Below are 19,688 nucleotides of genomic sequence, written 5' to 3' on the forward strand. Positions count from 1 at the left end.
GGCGTGACTGTCGGCGGCACGGCAGCCGCTTGCTTGACTCATCCGCACGTTAGCAGGGCCTGCGCGCAGGACACGCGGTGCCAGCTCACGCCCTTCACACCGCGCTCTTCGGCCTGATCAGGCGCAGTGGATGACCCTGGTGGCCGAGTGCACGTTGTGCGCGCCCCAGTATCCGTTGCCGTTACGCAGTGTGGCGTTTCCTATGTCCGCGCGGTACACCCAGTTGGAGACGGTCAGCTTGCTGCACGTCCAGCCCAGGGTCACAGGGAAGTTCTTGCCCTGCTCGTTGGTGTAGCCCTTGACGCTCTTGCTCTTCCACAGACCGAGCCCGTGGTACTGCCGCAGGCTGGCGGTGAAGTTGCCCTTGCCCTTCTGGTCGCAGTTCATCGAGGCGTCAGCCGCGATGTTCTTGGGACCTCCGTGTGTATACGGCTTCGTGAGGTAGAGCGAGCACTTGGGCTTGGCACGCAGAGCCATGGCGGAGGCGATGGCAACGCGGCCGGGCTGCCGGGCGTCGACGGTCGTCGCCCACTCGGTGAGCTTCTCCACGGTGAACGGAGCGGCTCCCGTAGCTCCGGGTGCCTCCCAGGCCGTCAACTGACCGGTCTTGTTGAGCGTGGCCACCATGATGCCGTCGCTGCCCTTGGCGGTCATGAGCTGCGTCCCGTTGGGAAGCGTGGCCCGATGCGTTTCGTCCCCCTGGGAGGCGATAACGGACTCAGGCACATCTTCGTCGACCGTCACCCGGGTGACGATGAGCGGATGGGCGTAGTCCCTATCACCCATGTTGAGGCGCAGCGTCTGACCGACCCCTTCATAGCTCTCCTTGGCGGGCGCCTGGAACAGTTCGAGCCCCGAGGTGTCCATGAGGAGATCTGCGAACGCCTCCACCTCCGGGCCCGCGGCGGGAGTCGCTTCGTCCTTCGGGAGCATGGACCGGGGGTCCGTCCCGCCCTCCTTGTCATAGGTCGCGGCATCGACGATCCGTGGATCATCCTTCGAGTCAGCGTGGCTGGTGGACATGGTGCCCATGACCAGAGCAGCGGCAGCCAGCGTTACGAACGCAGCACGGCTTGCGGTGCGCACGCGCATAGGTTCCCCTCCGTGAATTCGACCAAGACCCCGTGCAGGGACGCAGACCTGCAGTTCTGGACCTGGTCGAGTGGCCAGAACCGGGATCTTCCGGACGAGACCGTAAGCCAGGTGCCCCGTTGGCCAGAAACACGCCATGGTCAGCTGACCGAAATCCCTCAGTAGCGATCCCAGCTGCCACACCGCTCAACATCCGCGCCGATGCATCGAGTTAGATGTCGGACATAACTGCTGTTACAGCTCTCTCTTCACAGCAGAATGTCTTATTTTCGGCCACTCGGAGAACGACACCATCAGCAAGCTGTACGCGGTGCTCCGGACTGAGGTGGATTTCCGATCCGCTCTTGCCGCGGACGGTCGGATCCGGTCCGGCCAACGGCTCCCCCTTGTCCCCTTGACGCGCGGGCACTGACGGAGCCGATCGCGCACCGCGAGCAGTCCGACCCGCCGCGCGAACCGAACGCGTCCACGTTTCGCGCATCCGGGTCATCGGCCGTCCTGGCTCACGACGACGCCGTCCAAGTCCTGCGCCACCAGCGGGCCGAGCGTCGTATCGCACAGGTTGATCGTCCAGTTACCGGCCGTGACCAGTGTGGCGGGGGCTCCCTCGTGCCTGAACGCTTCGCGCAGCACCTTGTCCCGCCGTGCCTGCGTCTCGTGCAGGGCGAGCACCGCGCAGTGAGTCATCCCGGGCTGCCCGGTCAGACACTCCACGGCGCCGACGGCGTTCGTCTTCCGCTTCGTGCAGCCCACCGACTCGTCCAAGTCGTCGGCGAGGTCGTTCACGTCCTTGTAGCGAGGCTTGTCAGGGATCTCGGGGAGCGGACGTTCCGGGGTCTTGGGTGCGTCGCCCTTCAGGACCACGGCATCGAGGGCGCGGGCGATCGCGGGAGCGGAATCGGCGGCCAGGACCCGGATGTACCAGTTTCCGGCGACTACGAGGGTCTGGGCGGACGGGGGTTTCCGGCGTGAGGCGATCGCGGCACCGATTTCTCCTTCGGAGACGACCGCCGGATCGAAGACCGAGATGTGGTTCTCGACCTTCGCCCCGTCGACCGTCGCGACGCAGTCCGCCTCCGAGCTTCCCGCGTGCTCGGTACTGCGGATGACCTCGCACTTCACACCCGCTTCGCCCAGTGCCCGCACCACCTCGCTCGCTCGGGCGTAGCGCGGCTCCTTCGGCACGTTGTCCGGGATCGGCGCGCTGGGCACGCCGCGCGGCTCGGACTCGACGTCGCACGCCGCGAGCAGGGCTACGAGCAGACAAGAGCTCACGGCGGCCAGGGCTCGGTTCATGTGTCAGTCGCCTTCGGGTGGCGTGGGCGGAGCGCCAGGCTCGGGCGCGGGCTCGGCAGGGGGCGAGGGGGGTTCGGGCGGGCCCGTGCCCACACCGCCGACTTGGTCACCGTAGATCGGCTCCAGGTGCACGTGGCTCCCGGGCGGTGCCTGGGACTCCAGCTTACGGAGGGCTCCGGCTCGTTCCTCATCCGTCAGACCGTGCCACGCCATGGCATCGTCGATATGAGGTTCGACCTCGTCCCAGCTCTTGCTCCGGGTATGGACGATGTTCCTGCGGTATTCCGCCTCGTCTCCGTACCTCTCGTTGTCCCCGCGCACCTGCCCGGTGTCCGCCGCGTAGAGGACGAAGAGCTGCTTGTCCGTGTCAGAACCCTCGGGATTCTTCCGCAAGTCCGCCAGCAGGTGGGCGCTGATGCGCACGCTGAGTTCCGGGTTGTGCTCGATCACCGCGGCGAGTTCTCGGTCGTTGAGCGTGCTCATCGGTCTGCCGTCAGCCATGGTGAACACACCCGGATTCTGCTCGAAGACCTTCCGCGCCGTGGGCATTTTGATATGCGTGATTCCCAGCGATTTACCCGGGTCGACCGTCTGCGACCACAGCCACTCGCCGAACCGCCCGATCTCGCTCAACGGGCCCCTCAGCCGGGGCTCATGGTTCTGGTACCACTGCTGCTCCTGCCACAGCGTCGCGAGAATGACCTTGCGGCTCACACCCGTCTCCCTGGCGGCCCTGTCCACCGCGTCGAGCACGGACGGCGGGACGTTGATGCGGTGCACGCCGCCCAAGCCGCCCCTCAGACGCAGAGCGATGGCGAGAGGGCTCCCGGGTTCCAGGGCCTCGCGGGCCAGCTTGGGGTCCTTGACGGCTGTCAGGCCCTCGACCGTGCGGAGACGGCCCGCGACCTCCGTATCGGCACGGGGCGCCTTCGTGAGGGCGGCGGAGACCACCTCATGCGCGTGCTGGACGTGCGCGTCCGCTTCGGCCTCGTCCTTGTCGTAGCCCGGCTCGGTGGCCATCGGCTGCGCGAGCTCGACTCGGCCGCTCGGGTAGACCCTCAGCCCGTGCTTGGATGCGTAGTCCAGGCCGCTGCGCAGATCCCGCTGGGCGTCCGTGATGGCCTCGGCCAGGTCGTCGTATGCCTTGGCCATGGCCTTGAGCGCGACCTCCGCCGCCTCGTAGTCGTCCGCGTGCTTGACGAAGGAGGCGCGGGCCGCGCGCCCGGCGTCGCCGGACCAGTTCGCCTTGAGGGTTCTGGCGATCTCGTCACGGGCGTAACCGGCGATCGTCGCGCACTGCTTCGCCGCGCGGAGTGCGTCGTCAGCCGCGTCCCGCCACTGCGAGGACCGTGCGGAGTCGAGCTCCTCGACGGATATCACCGGCCGCATCCAGGGCCCGGCCGGACCATCAGGCCTCCTCCAGCCAGTTGCCCGCGGCTCCGAGGCGGGCAGCGACCGAGGTGTCGTCGCTGATGTGCTGGTCCATCGCCTTGGTGAGCGCCTTCGTCGCGTCCTCCACCAGGTCGCCGAGGTGGTGCAGATGCTTCTGCCAGGCGTCGACGCAGTCCTTGCTCGCGGCGCCCGCCGCCCACGTGGCGTGCGTCCTGCCCACGGCCTCGCAGTCGTCCAGCCTGGACTTGTCCCGAGCACCGGACTTCACGGTGTGGAAGTGCGACGCCGTCTTGCGGATCGGGGCGGAGGACAGGCCCAGGTCAGGTGTGCCGACACCGAGCGGGCCGGGGCCGGGCGGTGGGCCGTCCGCCCTGGCCAGCCGCATCGACGGCGTCCCCGCGTCCTGGTCCTGGGCCGCCTGCGCGGTTTGGTCCTTGGCCTCCTGCTTGAGTTGCTCCCACTCGCGCGTGAAGTCGTCCGACACTCTCAACTCCCGCGTGTAGACGGCCCCATGGGCCTTTACGATTGCCAATCGTAGCCAAGGGGCCCGAGCGTCGGCCCTGGTCTCAGGTGTGAGTGGCCGGGATCTGCCGCTCGGTGAGGCGTGTCCAAGAGGCGTGGCGATCAGGTGGCGGCGGATGGGCGAGGAGGACCTCGGGCTGCCGCAGGGGTGACCAGCGCACCCGGCATCGCTCGCCGACGGCGGCGCGACTCGGCGCCCGAAGGCATCGCGCGGGACTTCGGCGCGGGAGCGCGCGGTGCGGAGCGGTTCGAGGACCGGGCGGGGCCGTTCCAGTGCCTAGCGGAGCCGTTCGAGGGCCTGATGGTGGCGCTGGGCGGCTTGGCGGTCGGACTGGCCCGGCGGTGCCGACCCGTCGGCCCATCGGCCCGGCCCCAGCCCCTCCTGGTGCCCCTAGACCGCCTTGCCCCCCCTAGCCTCCTTAGCACCCTTGGCCCCTTTAGTCCCTTTAGTCCCTTTAGTCCCTTTAGTCCCTTTAGTCCCCAGAATCGACCCGAAGTCCGAGCCCGAGCCGATGAACATGCCTGTCGCTACGAGGATCATCGTCGCGGGCAGCATGAAGACCAGCGTCGCCATGGTGGCCTTGGGGATGGTCTTCGCGGCGCGGCGGCGGGCGTTCTGGGCGTCGGTGCGGCGCATGTCGGTGGCCAGTTGGATCAGGGTCTCGGCGATGGGCGAGCCGAGTTCCTCGCCCTGCTGGAGGGCGGAGACGAACTGGGCGACCTGCTCGGAGGCGTTGCGGCGGCGCAGGTCGTCGAAGGCCTGGCGGCGGCTGACGCCCATGTCCATCTGCCGCAGGGTGATGCGCAGTTCGTCCGCCCACGGGCCCTCGTACTTCTCCGCGACGCGGTCCAGCGCCTGGCGGAAGCCGAGGCCCGCCGAGACGACGACCGCGAGGACGTCGAGGAAGTCGGGGAGCGTGCGGTCGATGACGTCGCGGCGCTCGCGGACGGCCTGCCAGATCAGGGCGTCCGCGGCGACGGCGCCGAAGCCCAGCGTGATCAGCGTGAAGAGGTACTGACCGGCGCTGAGGAAGAGGAGGCCGAGGACGAGGCCGAAGGCCCCGTACACCGCGCGGCGGGCCGCGTAGCGGTCGATGGTGAGGCCACCGGGGTTCCCGGCCATGTCGATGCGGCGGCGCTTGGCGGCCACCCGCCGGGGGCCCATCATCCGCAGCACCAGCGGCGCGAACCGCATGCCCAGGCGGTCCACGGCGCCGCCCGCCACCGACACGCGCGACGACCCGACCTCCAGGGCCACCGCCAGGTCCGGCGGCAGCTTGGCCTCGGCCCGGTACATGCGGATGCCCAGGCAGGCCCCGGCCACGGCGAGGCCCATCAGCGCGGCCAGGAGCAGGGCTGTCATCGCGCGGTCAACTCCCTTCCCGGAGTCGTGTCGTACCGGGTCATACTTCGATCTTGCCCAGGCGGCGGATCACGAAGAACCCGGTCGCGTACAGGCCCAGGGAGATCAGGATCAGCGTCTGCCCGAGCGGCGAGCCGGTGACGCGCTCCAAGGCACCGTCGTTCGTCGAGTTGATCATCAGCAGCGACCCCAGCCCCAGCAGCGGCACCGTGAACGCCGTCGCGTGGACCTCCGAGAGCATCGTGCGGACCTCGCGGCGGGTCTCCTTGCGGTCCTCCAGGGTCTGGGTGAGGTTGCGCAGGGAGTTGACCACCGAGCCGCCCGCCTTGTTGGAGAGGACCAGGGTCGTGACGAGGACTATCAGTTCGCGCGATGGCAGGCGGCGGGCCAGCTCCTCCAGGGTGTCGTCGATGGAGCGGCCGAGGGTCAGCTGGTGGGCGACGTGGGAGAGTTCCTCGCCCGCGGGGGCTTCGAGTTCCTCCGCCGCCATCGCCAGGGAGGTGCGCAGGGCCAGGCCCGCCGCGGTCGCGTTCGCGAGGATGCGGGCGACGTCCGGGAGCTGGTTGATGAACGCCTCGATCCGCTTCTGGCGCTGCCAGTTGAGGAAGATGACCGCGCCCCACACCGCCACCACGCCCGCGATCGGCCCGAAGAAGGGCGCCAGGGACGCCGCCGCGATCAGCCACACCGCCGCCACGACCACCACCACGTACGTGAAGAACTCACCGGGCGTGACGTCCAGACCCGTCGCCGACAGGCGCAGCTGCAGCTCCCGGCCCAGTCGGGTGCGGCGCAGGCGCCGGTCGACGCCGGTGAAGCGGCGCCTGCGGCCGCCGGACTCCAGCTCCCGCGCGGACGCGCCGCCCGTCAGGCGGTCCTCCAGCGCCTGCCGCTGGGCGCGCCCCGAGGCGTACGTCTGGAGACCGGCGACGGCGAGCGCTCCGGTGAGGAGGGTGGCTCCCAGGGCCAGGAGCGTGGGGTTGTCCATCGGTGTCCTTCGGCTTCGTTCCGCTGACCTTCGGCTTAGTTCGGCTGACCTTCGGCTTCGTTCGGCTTCGTTCGGGGGCCCGCGGCGTTCCGTGTTTCCTTCAGGGCCCGCGGCGTCCCGCGTGCCCTTCGGGGCCCGCCCCGTCCCGTACCCTCCCCCGTTCAGCCGATCGCTTCCCTGGTGTTCAGTACGTCGATGGCCTCCGCCACCCCGTACGCGGGCGGCACCGGCTCCCCCGCCACGTACAGCCGCTCCGCGACGGGACGGGGCAGCGGCAGGTGCTCGAAGTAGCCGTGCACGACCCGGTCGGGGCCCACCGGGTGGGGGACGAACCGGGTCACGGGCGCGATGCGGAACTGCTGGCGGCCGTGCGAGACGAGGAGCACGATCTCGGCGACCTTGCGGGAGCCGTCGGCGTGGCGGGAGAGCTGGACGACCACGTCCACGGCCGAGTTGATCTGGTCGCGCAGGGCCTCGAAGGGGACCTGGACCTCGGACATCGAGCCGAGGGTCTGGAGCCGGGTCAGGGCGTCCTCCGCGGAGTTCGCGTGCACCGTCGCCAGGGAGCCGTCGTGGCCCGTGGACATCGCCTGGAGCATGTCCAGGGTCTCGCCGCCGCGGACCTCGCCGACGATGATGCGGTCGGGGCGCATGCGCAGGGAGTTCCTGACCAGGTCGCGAATGGTTATCTGGCCCTTGCCCTCGACGTTCGGCGGGCGGGATTCGAGGCGGATGACGTGGTCCTGCTGGAGCTGGAGTTCCGCGGAGTCCTCGATGGTGATGATGCGCTCGTGGGCGGGGAGCAGACCGGAGAGCGCGTTGAGCAGGGTGGTCTTCCCGGAGCCCGTGCCCCCGCTGACGATGATGTTGAAGCGGGCGCGGACGAACGCGGCGAGCAGCATCAGCATGTGCTCGTCCAGCGAGCCGAGCCCGATCAGCTCGGGCAGCGTGTACGCGCGCGGGAAGCGCCGGATGGTCAGGGTCGCGCCGGTCAGGGCCAGCGGCGGGATGATGACGTTGACGCGCTCGCCGGTGGGCAGGCGGGCGTCGACCATGGGGTTCGACTCGTCGACCCGGCGGTTGACGGTGGAGACGATGCGTTCGATGGTCTGCATCAGCTGGTCCTCGGAGGCGAAGCGGAGCGGGAGCTGTTCGACGCGGCCCGCTCGTTCCACGAAGATCGAGTCGGGGCCGTTGACCATGATCTCGGTGATGGAGGCGTCGGCGAGGAGGGGTTCCAGGACGCCCAGCCCCAGGGCCTCGTCCACCACGCGCCGGATCAGGTGCGCCCGCTCGGACGCGGACAGGACCGGGCCCTCGCGGCTGATGATGTGGCCGAGGACCCGCTCCAGGCGGACCCGGCGGTCGGCCGCCGCCAGGGAGGACATCTCCGCGAGGTCGATCTCCTCCAGGAGCTTGGCGCGGTACGTCGCGACGAGGCCCTCGTCGCGGTTGGGCGCGGTGGCGTCCGCCGGGGACGCGATGCGGGAACGCAGGCTCATGCGGTCGTCAGCCTCCTGTCCGAGGGGCAGCCCTGTCGGTGCCGTCGGCCGTCTCGTCGTTGGGCATCGTCGCCGACTTTTTGACCTTCCAGCCCGTGTCGACGAACGGGAGCAGCGTGGGGACGTCGACCGTGACGGTCGCGGTCGATGTGTCACCTTCGTCGGAGACGGAGACGTCGGCCGTGAGCCCGTCGTCGACGGCGGCGCGGCCCGCGGCGTACCCGTCGCCGCCCTGCGACGCCACCCGGGCCGCCGCGCGGGCGCCGGAGCCCGCCTGGTTCACGGCGTAGCCGACCAGGCCGAGCTGGATGGCGGCGAGGCCCACGAGCAGCAGGAACGGCAGGAACCCGGCGAATTCGAGGATCGACACCCCGGCGTCGCCGCAGACCCGACGGCGCTTCCCACGACTCGCACCAATCCCATGACTCGCACGACTCGCGCCAGTCCCACGACTCGTACGAATCCCACGACTCGTACGAATCCCACGGCTCCCACGGCTCCCACGGCTCCCACGGCGTAAGCGCCTCACCGCCCCTCCCCCCGCTCATCCGCCGCCCCGGCCTCCGCCGTGACCGTCCACCCGGTCTCCACCCCGGGGAAGAACACCGGCACCTCGACGTCCACCGTCGCCTTCCACACGTCGCCCTGCGGGGCGCAGGAGACCACCGCGTCCTTCCAGGCACCGGGCAGGTTCTTCCGCGCGGCGGCCTGGCAGGCGCCCTCGTAGTCCCCGTCGAGCGCGGCGGCGGCCGTCGCCGCGCGCGCCGCCTCGTCGGCCGCGTTCCCGGCCAGGGAGTACGAGTAGCCGTACAGGGCGCACTGCCACAGCAGCCCGATGACGACGAGGAGCAGCGGGAACAGCCCGGCGAATTCGAGGGTCACGGCGCCCCGGTCCGACTTGGCCGCGGCGCGCCGCAGCCCCCGGCCGCCCTTCCTACCGCTGCTCCCGGCCTCCGCCTCGACCAGGCCCAGCTCCCCCGCGAGCCCCCACAGCGCCTGCTTGACGGTGGACTTGGCGTCGAGGTCGTGCAGGCGCCCGGCGTCGACGGCGGTGTGCAGCTCCTTGGGCACGTCGGGGACGGCGGTGCGGGCGGCGCGGGTGCCGGTGACGCGGGCGACGAGGGCGGGCTGGATCTCGGTGCCCTTGGTCTGCCGGTTGACGACGGTGACGGTCTCCTCGGCCTTGCGGATCTGGAGCCGGTCCCAGAGGCGGACCATGCGCTTGGCGGCGCGTACGGCGACGACGTCGGGGGTCACCAACAGGACGGCCTGGTCGGCCAGTTCGACGACGGTGGCGCTGGCCGTGGTGACGTACGTACCGCAGTCGACGACGACGAGGTCGTACCGCCCGCGCAGCGCGTTCACGGTCTGCCGGGCCACCCGGTCGGTGATCTCCTCGGCGCGCTCGCCCTCGGCGGGCGCGAGCAGCAGGCCGACGCCGGTCTCGTGGGCGTACACGGCGTCCTGCACGACCCGCGGGGTGATGTCGCTGATCGAGGCGAGGTCGGCGACGGAGCGGCGGAACTGCACGTCCAGGTACGAGGCGACGTCGCCGGACTGGAGGTCCAGGTCGACCAGGGCGACGCTGCGGCCGGACGCCTGGGCGGCGAGCGCGAGCTGCACGGCGGTGAGCGTGGTGCCGACGCCGCCCTTGGCGCCGGTGACGGCGACGACGTGGCCGCCGCCGGGCACGGCCGCGCCGGGTCCGCCGCCGTACAGTTCGACGGCGCCGGTGCCCAGGTGCCGCCGCATGCCGGTGGCCCACCCGGCGGCGGCCTGCACGCGCTCGGCCAGGGCGTCGTACGCCAGCGGGTAGCCGACGATGCCGCGGGCGCCGCTGTCCATCGCGGCGGTCAGCAGGGCGGGGCTGGTGTCGGCGGTGACGAGCACGACGCCGACCGCCGGGAACCGCAGGACCAGGTCGCGGATCAGGTCGAGGGCGGGCACGGGCGCGATGCGGTCGTGTACGAGGACGACCTCGGGGAGTTCGTCGAGGGACTCGGCGGCGAGGTGGGCGAGCGTGTCGAGCAGCGCGGTGGAGTCGGCGACGGGCGCGGCGGGCTCGGCGTCCGGCAGCTGCGCGGCGAGGCTGCTCAGGGTGCGGGCGGCGTCCAGGTCGCCGACGGCGGGCAGGATGCGGATGGTCACGGGCGGCCTCCCTGGGGGCGGGCGGTACGGGGCGCCCGTATCGCGGGGGCCGTGCGCACGCCCTGTGGCAGGGCGGCCGCACGACTCATCCGCGCCGTACGACACATCCGTACCGCACCAGCCATCCGTACCGCCCGAGCCAAGGGAACGTTCACGGCGGGCCCCCTACTTGTCCTCGTCCAACGTGTACGTGCGGTCCCCGCGCGGCACGTCCGCGTCGCCGCCCTTGCCGACGAGGGCGAGGCGGACGTGCGAGGCGAACGACTCGGCGTACGCGACGCGCTGGGCGTCGCGGGTGTCGAGCGCGAAGGTGATCGGGACGGCCTCCTCGGCCTGGCGGCGGCCGCGGTCGTCACGGTCGGGGTCGAGCGCGGTGAGCTTGCCGACGTCGATGACCCGGGCGCTCTCCACGATGACCTTGGACTGGTCCTTGCCGCGGCCCTGCTCGGCCTTGAAGGTGGCGTAGATGTTGACCGTGGAGCCCGGAGTGATCTTCCCGGCCACGCCGGTGGCGGCGTCGATGAGGATGGCGATCTCCTGCTGCCCCGGCTCCAGTTGGGGCCGCTTCACGATCATGTCGGACTGGAGCAGCGAGCCCTTGCGCAGCTGGGTGACGGCAATCTTGCCGCGGATCTCGCGGAGGTCGGTGACGGCGTTCTCCGACAGCCACCGCTCGGGCATCTCGACCTTCTTGAACTGGTCCGGGGTCAGCTCCTTGTAGGGCGCTATGTCCGTCTTCAGCTCGTACGCCTCGGTCTCGGGCCCGACCTTGGAGTTCACGTCGCGGATCACGGCCAGGACCCCCGCGAAGGCGCCGATCGCGCACAGGACCGACAGGACGAGCAGGATGACTCCGCGGCGCTGGCGTGCATTCATGGGCGGGACTACCTACCTCGTTCGTGCGGCGGGTGCGTGTGGCTACGGGCGGTGAGCGGGGTGGTGCGGGGGCCGTTGCCCGGCGGTGGGGGCGGTGGGAGCGGTGACGGGCTTAGGTGGCGCCGCGCGGCAGGGCCCGGGTGCCGGTGGCGCCGGGGGCTCCGGCCGTGGCGGTCCGCTCGGGGGGCGGGAGCAGCGGCGCGGCGCAGAACGCGCAGCGGTCGCCGATGAGTTCGAGACCGCACCAGTGGCAGTCCTCCCTGCGCACGGACGACACGAGTTGGTAGAGCACGGAGATGTCCGGGATGGCCGCAGCGAACTCGACGAGCCTGCCGGTGGCCCACCAGCGGGTGGACTCGTCCGAGGGGCGGGCCTCGACGAGGCCCTGTACCTGCCAGGCGGGGGCGAGGGTGTCGGTAACCCAGCCGACGGACAACTGCCGGGCGGCGTACGTCAGTTGCGTACTGAACCCGGGGCCGGACGGCACGGCGTCGCCACCGGCCTTGACCAGCTCGGGGGCGGGCGCGGCGAGGACGGCGAACTGGCTGCCGGGCACCCAGGACTTGGCGTGGGACTGGAGGCTGACGGGCACGCGGTCGAGGCGGGCGACGGAGCCGAGCAGCGCACCGGCGTAGATGTAGTGGCTGAGCAGCCGCGCGGCGGAGGCGAGCACGCCGGGGCTGAAGTCGCAGATGGACAACTGCCGCAGCTGGAGGGCGAGTACGGACAGGCCGAGCGGCGGCAGGTCGCTGCGGATCAGCGCGATCCGGTCGCTTTCGAGCACGGAGCGCACGGCGTGCAGCCGGTGCCGGGCCGCCTCCGGCAGGGACGCCGGGTACAGCACGATCACATACCCGTGGTACTCGATGAGCTGGTGCGTGTCGGTGAGCGCCTGGTCGAGCGAGTACGTCTTCGGCGACCGCACGGCGCTCTGCAGCACGGTGGCGGTCGGGGTGTGCCGGTCGGGCGAGGGCAACACCAGCTCCGGGCTGGTGACGGCTATCGCGGTCGGCATGCGCACACCCCCGGCTCCGGTCCTCACACTCCCATCGGCACGCTGGCGTCCACGTGCGCGTCTCCTGCTTGAGCACCATATCCACGCGGAGGCCGCGCTAACACCCAACTTCCCAGTGTTCACCTCCGGGTTGTCGCGATGGCCTCGCTTCCCGGGAGTTGGCGGGCGGACGCGCCTGCGCCCTCGGCTGTGCACGCGGCCCGAGAGGGGGCCGGCTCTGGAGCCAGTCGAGCCGGAACCGGCACCAGAGCACAGGCATCCGTCATGAACGGACTTCAGCCCTCATGAACGCTGCTTTCCCCTACTCGGAACCTCCGAGCGGCAGCCACGACGCCCTCACAGCGCCACGTCAAGGATTTCCACGTCGCTCAGCGCCACCACGGACATCGCTCGATCCAGGTGGAGTTGGCGGAGGATTCCAGCGCCTCGCGCCCACCCCGGCCATGGCGAGTGTTCCGCTATCTGACCTGCGCGGCTGACATACCCGAAGTCAGTGACCTGGAACTCTCCAATCCCATTCGGGGTCACGTCCGAATCGCGCCAGAACATGAGCATACGGGAGAACTTCATCGAAGTTTGTGTCAAGCAGCCCCACGAGCCCCTGCAGGACGTCTTCCAACAGGGTACGAATGCATGACACCTCGCGATACTCAAGGAGCACCGCCCTGAATTCCCCCAGCTCTTCGGTGATCTTTTCCACCTCATCCTCGTCAAACTCTGCCAGAACACTCCCAGAGAGATCGACACCAAAACTGCAAGGCCCTCGGTGCAGTCGATCGAAGATCTCGCCCTCAGCATAGGATCCAGCCTTGCGCAGCCGTCCCACAAGTTTCTGATGGTCACCCAATGGAGTCAGCAGCACGATGGTGGGATTCACAGGGAACTCCTCGCTAAGGAATGACGAAGCCCGGAGATCCTAACGCAGATATCCAATCGGAACTACGGCGCCAGCACATCCAGCAAGACATCCTTGTCCCGCGTGACCATTATTCCGGACTTTTCAATGTTCTTGATCACGGTACCTCGCCCTTGAGGAAGATAGACAATCACTGGATAGTCTGTGAGTCGCTGGGTAGTCAAAGCCTGCCCCAAGGCACCCTTGCCTGACCCCGATTTCACTTGAACCACGGCATTCTTGGTCACGATATCGAAGTCAGTGAGCACTCTCCCATCCTCCCCTACGATATCGACGCCTTGAGCCCGCACATGACCGGGGTAACGGGCATTAATATCGTCCACCAGCTCTGGAACCAGAGGATCATCGCCCTTACCAATGACGTGATTCGGCTTGGCGGACCCCTTCGGTACAAGTCCACGGGCTCCGGCTTTTCGCAGCAGCCCGCCGATACCGATTTCCACTGTGCCTGCCCGCGCACAGTCCATCATCTTCTCGGCAGTGCAATCCCCGCCACGAAGTTTACGCAGAGCCTCTCGCCAGTCCCCTTGGATCAGATCTACAAGGGGACCGTCAGGTATAAACGGAGCAAGAAATCCAAGGGAGTCACTAGGACCCCTTCTGAGCAGTTTCTGCTTCCTGTCCACCCGCGGCCCATATCCAGTGACCCCTCTGTCCACACAGGAATATCCACACTGGTACGTGTTCCTGGTATTTGTGTAACCAGAGCTATTCGTGGGCGCGGTACCCCGGCCGCTGTCCATGCTGCCGCCGTTGGGATTCCCCTTGTGGAAGTCGCCGAAGGTGTCAACCCAGTCGCTACCAGGGCGGCAGTGGTCGTCGGCGCACTCCTTCAGCCCCGTGGGATCACTCAACGAAACAGGAGTGTTGCTGGCGTAGGCGTAACCGTTCAGGGACTGGTGCCGGTCGGCACTCAGGATCGGGTCGATGCTGATGAACTGGCCAATGACCGGGTCGTACTCGCGGGCCCCCACATGGGTCAGGCCCGTGCCCTTGTCCACCGGCTTGCCCAGGAAGCCCTTGTCGTCCGGCCAGGCGGGGGTCTTCTCGCCGCGCGGCGCTCCGAAAGGGGACGTGTAGCGCTTGGTCACCGCGTACGTCGACGCGTCCAGTGCCACGCTCGACGTGCCGTGGTGGTCGGCCGCCAGGAAGGCGAGGTCCGACTCCGCGGCGCCGCCCGCGGCTGTGCGGACCGCGATCGTCTGGCCGTTGGCCGTATAGGAGCGGGTGCCGGAGAGGGTCTTCCTCGTACCCTTCACCGTCAGGCGGACCTCGGTGGCGCCCAGGTAGAGGACCGTGTCGCCGTCGCCCTTGGCGCGGCGGATCAGCAGTTCGCCGCTCGCGTCGTAGAGGTAGCCCGTCTCCGACGACGACTCGATCGTCCTGGCCAGCTTGCCCTCCGTGTTCCACGTCAGGGCCTGCTGGGCCTTCGGCCCGGGTCGCTTCGTCGTGTTGCCGGTCCTGTCGTACTCGTAGGCCCCCGGGCGTGCGCCCGTCGTCCTGGTGAGCGGGTGGGGCTGGCCCGCCGACGTCCCGTAGTCGTACGTCGTGGTCTCGTCCGAAGAGGCCGTGTGCTGGGTCTCCGTCGCGCGCTGACCCGCCGCGTTGTACGTGTACGACGTCCAGTAGGGAGCCGCTCCATCGATGGAGGACTTGGTGCGCTTCGACACCGCGCAGTCCGCCGTCTTCGGAGTCCAGGCCTCCGTCAGGCGGCTGTGGCCGTCGTACTCGAAGCACTGGTAGTCGGGCTTCGACGTGCCGCCTTGTGTCGTGCCGTCGAAGATCGACAGGACGTTGCCCGCGTCGTCCCGCTTGAACTTCAACTCCTGTGGCATGTAGCCGTGCACGTCGTCGGTGACGTACGAGCGGGTGAGGCGGCGGGTGCCCGCCTCGTAGTCGTAGCTGAGGTACGCCTTCTTCTCCGCGCTGGCGCCGCTCATGCCCAGCGTCATCTGGCGCAGATCGCCCTGGGGGAGAACACGGCGCCGTGGAGGTAGCCCGTGGTGCCCTCCAGGCCGACCTGCTGGCCCGTGGCGTTGTACTCGTAGCCGATCGTCTCGGCCTTGAGGCCCGCCACGGCGGGCTGCGACGCCTGGCTGATCGTGCCGTCGAAGCGGTAGCCGGTGCTGAAGGACAGCTTCTGCGGGACGCCCGCCTTCACGAGGGGGTCGTCCTCGGGCAGACCGAGCTCGCTCTCCTTGATTTCGTAGAGGGGGGTGTAGGTGGTGACCTTCTGGGTGTACGCCTTGCCCGTCAGACCGCCGTCGTAGCGGACGGCCGTGTCCTGCTGCCCCTTGGCGAGGTCGTCGAAGGTCCAGGCGGCGAGCTTGTTGGCATCCGTCTTCTCGGTGTGCCACAGGCCGGTCTTGCGGCCCAGGTCGTCGTAGGCGTACAGCAGCTTGCGGTTCTCCGCGTCCTTCGTCGAGGTGGCGCGGTCGAGGCTGTCGTACGTCGTGGTCGTGACGCCCTTGTCCGGGTCGTCAGCGCTCACCTGGCGGCCGAACAGGTCGTACGCGTAGGACCACTTCGCCTTGTCGGGACCGGTGATCGTCTCCTGCTGGCCACCGGGCGTGTAGGTGTAGCGCGTGGTGGTGAAGTCGGTGCCGACCAGCTTCGGACCGCCGTACTCGCGCCGCAGCACGACCTGCCCGCGAGCGTCGGTGACCTCGGCCGTGGCCTGGCCGCCGTCGGGGGCGCTGGTGGTCACCGTGTCACCGGAGTACGTCGTCGCGGTCATCCAGCGCGTCACGCCGAAGTTCTTCGTGACGGCCTTCGTAGCGCGGCCCGCGCCGTCGTACGCGGTGTCGGTCTGGAGCGGCGCCTGACTGCCCTCGGTCTGCACCGGAGTGCCGTTCGGGGCGGAGGTCTCGTCCCAGATGTCGCCCTGCGCGCTGACGGCGAGCCCGCGGTCGTCGTACAGGGTGATGCCGATCAGGCGGCCGCCGACGGGGGTCGGACTCTGCGTCTGGCGGGGGCGCAGGAGGGAGTCGTAGAACTCGTACGAGGTGTTGTAGCCGGAGCCGTCGCCCTTGAGGGCGCCGGTGGACACCCAGGACATCGCCTTGCTGGTGACCTTGTAGTCGTAGACGTAGTTGGGTGTCTTGTCGAGCACCCGGAGCCGGTTGGGCAGCCAGACCTGGGTGGTGCGGCCGAGGCTGTCGTACGTCGTCTCCGTGATCTTGTTGTTCGGGTCCGTGGCCTTCAGCGGCGCGCCCGTGGCGAACTCCACGTCCGTGGTGGTCTTGTGGCCCTTCGCGTTGGTCACGCTGCTCGACGTCATCGGGCCCGAGGCCGCGGGCGTGTAGGCGGTCTTCGCCGTCGTCAGGCCGTTGGTGTCTTTGACCTCGGTGGGGCGGCCGAGCGCGTCGTACGTCGTCGTCGCCGTCTTCTGCCAGGACGCGACGTTGTCCGTGCCGTACGCCTTCGCCCGGCCGGTCCAGGTGGGCTCGCCCGTGGTCGGCTTCTGGGAGGACGTCCACTTCGTGGCGTCCGGGTCGTCGTAGACCGTCGCCGTGTCGCTCACGACGTCGCCGGGCTTGTCGGAGTCGGCGGGCAGGTCCAGGTCGGCGACGGACGTCGAGCAGGGCTTGCCGACCGTGCGGGTGCGGGAGACGAGCGAGGTGATGCCCTTGTCGGCGTTGCGGGCGTACCAGGTGCGCGTGCACGTCTCGTCACCCGTGACGGCGTCGTCACCCTTGTCCTCGACGGCCTCGGGCATCCCGTAGTCGTCATACGTGGTCTTGCTGGTACGCACCCGGTCACGAGGCTCGGAGCCGCTGGTGACGCGGGTGCGCGTGTGTGCCGCGCCGGTGCGGACGTAGTACGCCTCGGTGTCCGCGTAGGACTTGTGCTGCGTGGCCGTCCGCTTCGACCAGGGGTCGTTGACCGTCGCGGAGACCTCGGTGTCGCCGTCGTACGTCACCGTCTCGCGCGCGAAGCCCGCGTACTGTTCGGAGTCGGTGATCTTGTCGGCCTTGATGCCGTCGACCTCGGCGGTCTTGCGCTTCTCAGGGTCGGGCGTCTTGCCGTCGGAGCCAGCGACGCGGTCGCCGTTCATGCCGCGCAGATAGACGTTGACCGTCTTCAGCCGGTCGCTGTCCTTGGCGCCCGTGTAGTGCGTGACCTTCTCGTAGCCGCGCCAGACCGACCAGGTGCGCTCCTTCGCGGGCGTCATCGGGTCGTCGTTGTAGTGCCAGGCTCCGCCGCCCGTGTACTCGTACGCGTGCTCCACGGCCTCCGCGCCGCCGCGCGGGTCCGTGGTGGAGACGGCGGCGACCGGGTACTTCTGGAACCAGTCCAGCTTCGGGGTCTCCTCGCCGTTCGGCGACCAGTACACCGGGTAGCAGCGCCGGGTGTTCTCGTCCGGCTTGGGCATGGTCTGCCCCGCGGCGCACTCACCGGGCTTGTACGAGACGATCGTCTGCGCGCCCGTCTCCGAGGTGACCGTGCGCAGGCGGGGCTTGTCCAGGGGCAGGATGTCGTCGGACGCGCCGTCGACCCGGTTGGGCAGGAAGACGTGCGTGAACTTCACCGGGTCCAGCGAGATGTCGGTGCCGCGCTTGCCGGTGTGCTGGATCTCGTCGAGCCACAGGGACTGGTCGGTGGAGTCACCGGTGTCGCCCGGGTCGAGGTAGAGGTGCTTGAGCTGCCAGGTGTCGACCTGCCAGTAGGCGGGCGTGGCCGCGGAGGCGTTCCACGCGTACGTGGTGATGCCCGTCATGCGCTTGCGGGTGAAGAAGGAGGGGCCGACGTTGCCGGTGCACTTCTTGTCGTCTTTGCACACGCTGTCGAACGGCACGTCAGGCCAGTTGTCCCGCTTGTCCTCGGTCAGCTCGTCGCAGCCGGTGCCCGGGGCGAGGCAGCGCTCGGCGTAGGTGAAGGTGACCTTGTTGGACGCGGCGGGCGTCGCGGAGAACAGGGCGTCCGCGCGCTGGCCGTAGCGGATCTCCTTGAGGTAGCCGCCGCGCGTGTAGTCGGTGCCGGTGTTGTCGTCACCGAGCTTGTCGTAGTTGTTGTGCTCGGCCTCGTACCAGTACGTCATGGCGTTGCCGTGGGTGTCCTCGACCAGGTCGAGGTTCCAGCGCCACGCCTGCTTCTTGTCCCGGTCCGAGAAGCCGCTGCCGTCCGCGTGGCCGGGCTCGCCCTCGTCGTCGCCGAAGACCGGCACCGTCCACACCGACTCGGTGCGGTCGTCCGTGCCCGCGCCCTTCAGCTTGTTCTGGCCGAAGGTGTACGTGGCGCCGTCGCCCGTGGTGACGGTCCAGTACTCACCGTTGTCGTCACCGTTGGTCGCACCGGTGTGGTGCTTGACGACCGAGGCGTCGTCGTTCTTCAGGCGCCACTCGCCGCTGGTGTCGTCCTTGACGAGTTCGGTGGCCTTGCCGTTGAGGACGAGCGAGGCGTTGTCGTACTTCCAGCACAGGTCGTGCTTGTTGTCGTGCCCGTCGTCGTCGCAGGAGCCGTACTTGCGCTCGATGTACGACGACGTGAGGTCGAAGCCCTCACCGATGACCGTGCCCTGGTTGTTCGTGGAGGCGGTGCGGCCGTCGACGCTGCCGGAGTCGTACGACACCGTCAGGTCGGGGGAAGGCCCTGCCGCCGCGGGCGGCGTGCGCAGCGGGTACGACCACGTGAAGGAACCCGATGAGCCGCCCGCCTCCCAGGTGGAGGAGGCCGCGAGCGGGGTCGCCTTGTAGTCGCCCGCACCTGACTTGGTGCCTGCGGCCAGGGCGAGGACCATCGTCCGGCCCGCCTTCGCGCCGGTGGCGGGGAAGGACAGCTCCGCCTTGAGCCTGTCGTCCTCGCGGTCGTTGGTGTACGCGACCGGTTCCCGAGTGCGACAGTCGGCCTTGCCCGGCGTGTCTAGCGCGCATCCCGGCAGGCGCAGGACCTGGAGGCGCCCCGCCCAGTCACCGCCGTACGCGGCGGCGAACGCCGAGTAGTCGACGTCCAGGCGGGCCCTGCCGCCGTCCGCGGGTGCCGTGGCGGTGAGGACGACGCCCTTGACGCCGAGGCGCCGCGCCTCGTCCTGGTCCAGGACCTCGACCCTCAGACGGTCGGCCACCCGCTGCGGAGCGCCCTTCGCCGCTTTCGGCACGGCGAGCGTGACCGGCAGCGATCCCGGGCTGGCCTTCGCCGCACCCGACTCGGGCAGTCTCAGAGTCGCCGTACCGCCCTTCGGCCAGGTCACGCGGCGCCGCTGGTCCTCGCGACCTCGCTCGGCCGCCCTGCGGTCGGCCTCGGCGGACTTCCGCACCGCGGCCGCGTTCTCCGCGTTGACCTTCGCGGTGAACGGTGAGACCTGGGCGGAGCGCGGCGCGTCCAGCTTCGGACGGCCCAGGGGATCGGTGGCCGCGGAGGCGGTGTCCGTGAACACCACCGGGGACAGCAGCCCGGGAAGCAGGGTGAGGCCCGTGACGGCGGCGATCCGCTGGCTCCATCTGCGTCTCGCTGGTCTGCTGGTTCCGGGCAGCCCGAAGCCAAGCTGTTTCATGTGGCTGTCTCCTCGCGTGCGGCCGCCGTCGAGCGACCGCACGCCGTCGAAGTCCAGTGGGAAAGAGGGAACGGGCGGGGAAGAC

Annotated in this window: 12 protein-coding genes and 1 pseudogene; all 13 read right to left on the reverse strand. The window is 69.4% G+C overall.

Translation table 11 applies throughout. The features are described 5' to 3' along the window. Positions 1-117 precede the first annotated feature (117 nt). Positions 118-1,092, reverse strand: coding sequence for a hypothetical protein (locus ACOBQU_RS13985; RefSeq protein ID WP_423627092.1), 975 nt, complete (start codon positions 1,090-1,092; stop codon positions 118-120). A gap of 486 nt (positions 1,093-1,578) precedes the next feature. Further along, positions 1,579-2,388 carry a hypothetical protein gene (locus ACOBQU_RS13990; protein ID WP_423627094.1) on the reverse strand — a complete coding sequence of 270 codons (810 nt, stop codon included), beginning with the start codon at positions 2,386-2,388 and terminating at the stop codon, positions 1,579-1,581. A 3-nt stretch (positions 2,389-2,391) separates the two neighbouring features. After that, positions 2,392-3,768: a hypothetical protein gene (locus ACOBQU_RS13995; RefSeq protein WP_423627095.1), complete on the reverse strand. Its 1,377-nt coding sequence runs from the start codon at positions 3,766-3,768 to the stop codon at positions 2,392-2,394. Between the two features lie 28 nt (positions 3,769-3,796). Continuing rightward, positions 3,797-4,264, reverse strand: a complete 468-nt coding sequence (locus ACOBQU_RS14000) for a hypothetical protein (RefSeq protein WP_423627097.1) — start codon at positions 4,262-4,264, stop codon at positions 3,797-3,799. Between the two features lie 429 nt (positions 4,265-4,693). Beyond that, a complete protein-coding gene (locus ACOBQU_RS14005; RefSeq protein ID WP_423627098.1) occupies positions 4,694-5,665 on the reverse strand; it encodes a DUF5936 domain-containing protein in 972 nt (323 codons plus the stop codon). Between the two features lie 40 nt (positions 5,666-5,705). After that, complete coding sequence (locus ACOBQU_RS14010; RefSeq protein ID WP_423627100.1) at positions 5,706-6,653, reverse strand: type II secretion system F family protein; 948 nt, start codon at positions 6,651-6,653, stop codon at positions 5,706-5,708. A 161-nt stretch (positions 6,654-6,814) separates the two neighbouring features. Then, the gene (locus tag ACOBQU_RS14015) at positions 6,815-8,155 is read right to left on the reverse strand and encodes a CpaF family protein (RefSeq protein WP_423627101.1); all 1,341 of its coding nucleotides are present in this window, start codon (positions 8,153-8,155) and stop codon (positions 6,815-6,817) included. Positions 8,156-8,162: 7 nt separating this feature from the next. After that, positions 8,163-8,618: a TadE family protein gene (locus tag ACOBQU_RS14020; RefSeq protein WP_423634460.1), complete on the reverse strand. Its 456-nt coding sequence runs from the start codon at positions 8,616-8,618 to the stop codon at positions 8,163-8,165. Positions 8,619-8,680: 62 nt separating this feature from the next. Beyond that, positions 8,681-10,303, reverse strand: coding sequence for an AAA family ATPase (locus ACOBQU_RS14025; RefSeq protein ID WP_423627103.1), 1,623 nt, complete (start codon positions 10,301-10,303; stop codon positions 8,681-8,683). Positions 10,304-10,468: 165 nt separating this feature from the next. Next, positions 10,469-11,179 (reverse strand): Flp pilus assembly protein CpaB, encoded by a 711-nt coding sequence (gene cpaB, locus ACOBQU_RS14030; protein WP_423627105.1) that lies wholly within the window; start codon positions 11,177-11,179, stop codon positions 10,469-10,471. Between the two features lie 112 nt (positions 11,180-11,291). Next, entirely contained in the window at positions 11,292-12,194 is a 903-nt protein-coding gene (locus ACOBQU_RS14035) for a hypothetical protein (RefSeq protein WP_423627106.1), read from the reverse strand. Positions 12,195-12,684: 490 nt separating this feature from the next. Further along, a complete protein-coding gene (locus ACOBQU_RS14040) occupies positions 12,685-13,071 on the reverse strand; it encodes a hypothetical protein (protein ID WP_423627108.1) in 387 nt (128 codons plus the stop codon). 872 nt (positions 13,072-13,943) lie between these two features. Beyond that, positions 13,944-19,603 (reverse strand): annotated as a pseudogene (locus ACOBQU_RS14045) (RHS repeat-associated core domain-containing protein); the annotation flags it as partial. Between the last annotated feature and the right edge of the window lie 85 nt (positions 19,604-19,688).

It is taken from the genome of Streptomyces sp. G45 (assembly GCF_049542095.1).
Taxonomy (GTDB): Bacteria; Actinomycetota; Actinomycetes; order Streptomycetales; family Streptomycetaceae; genus Streptomyces.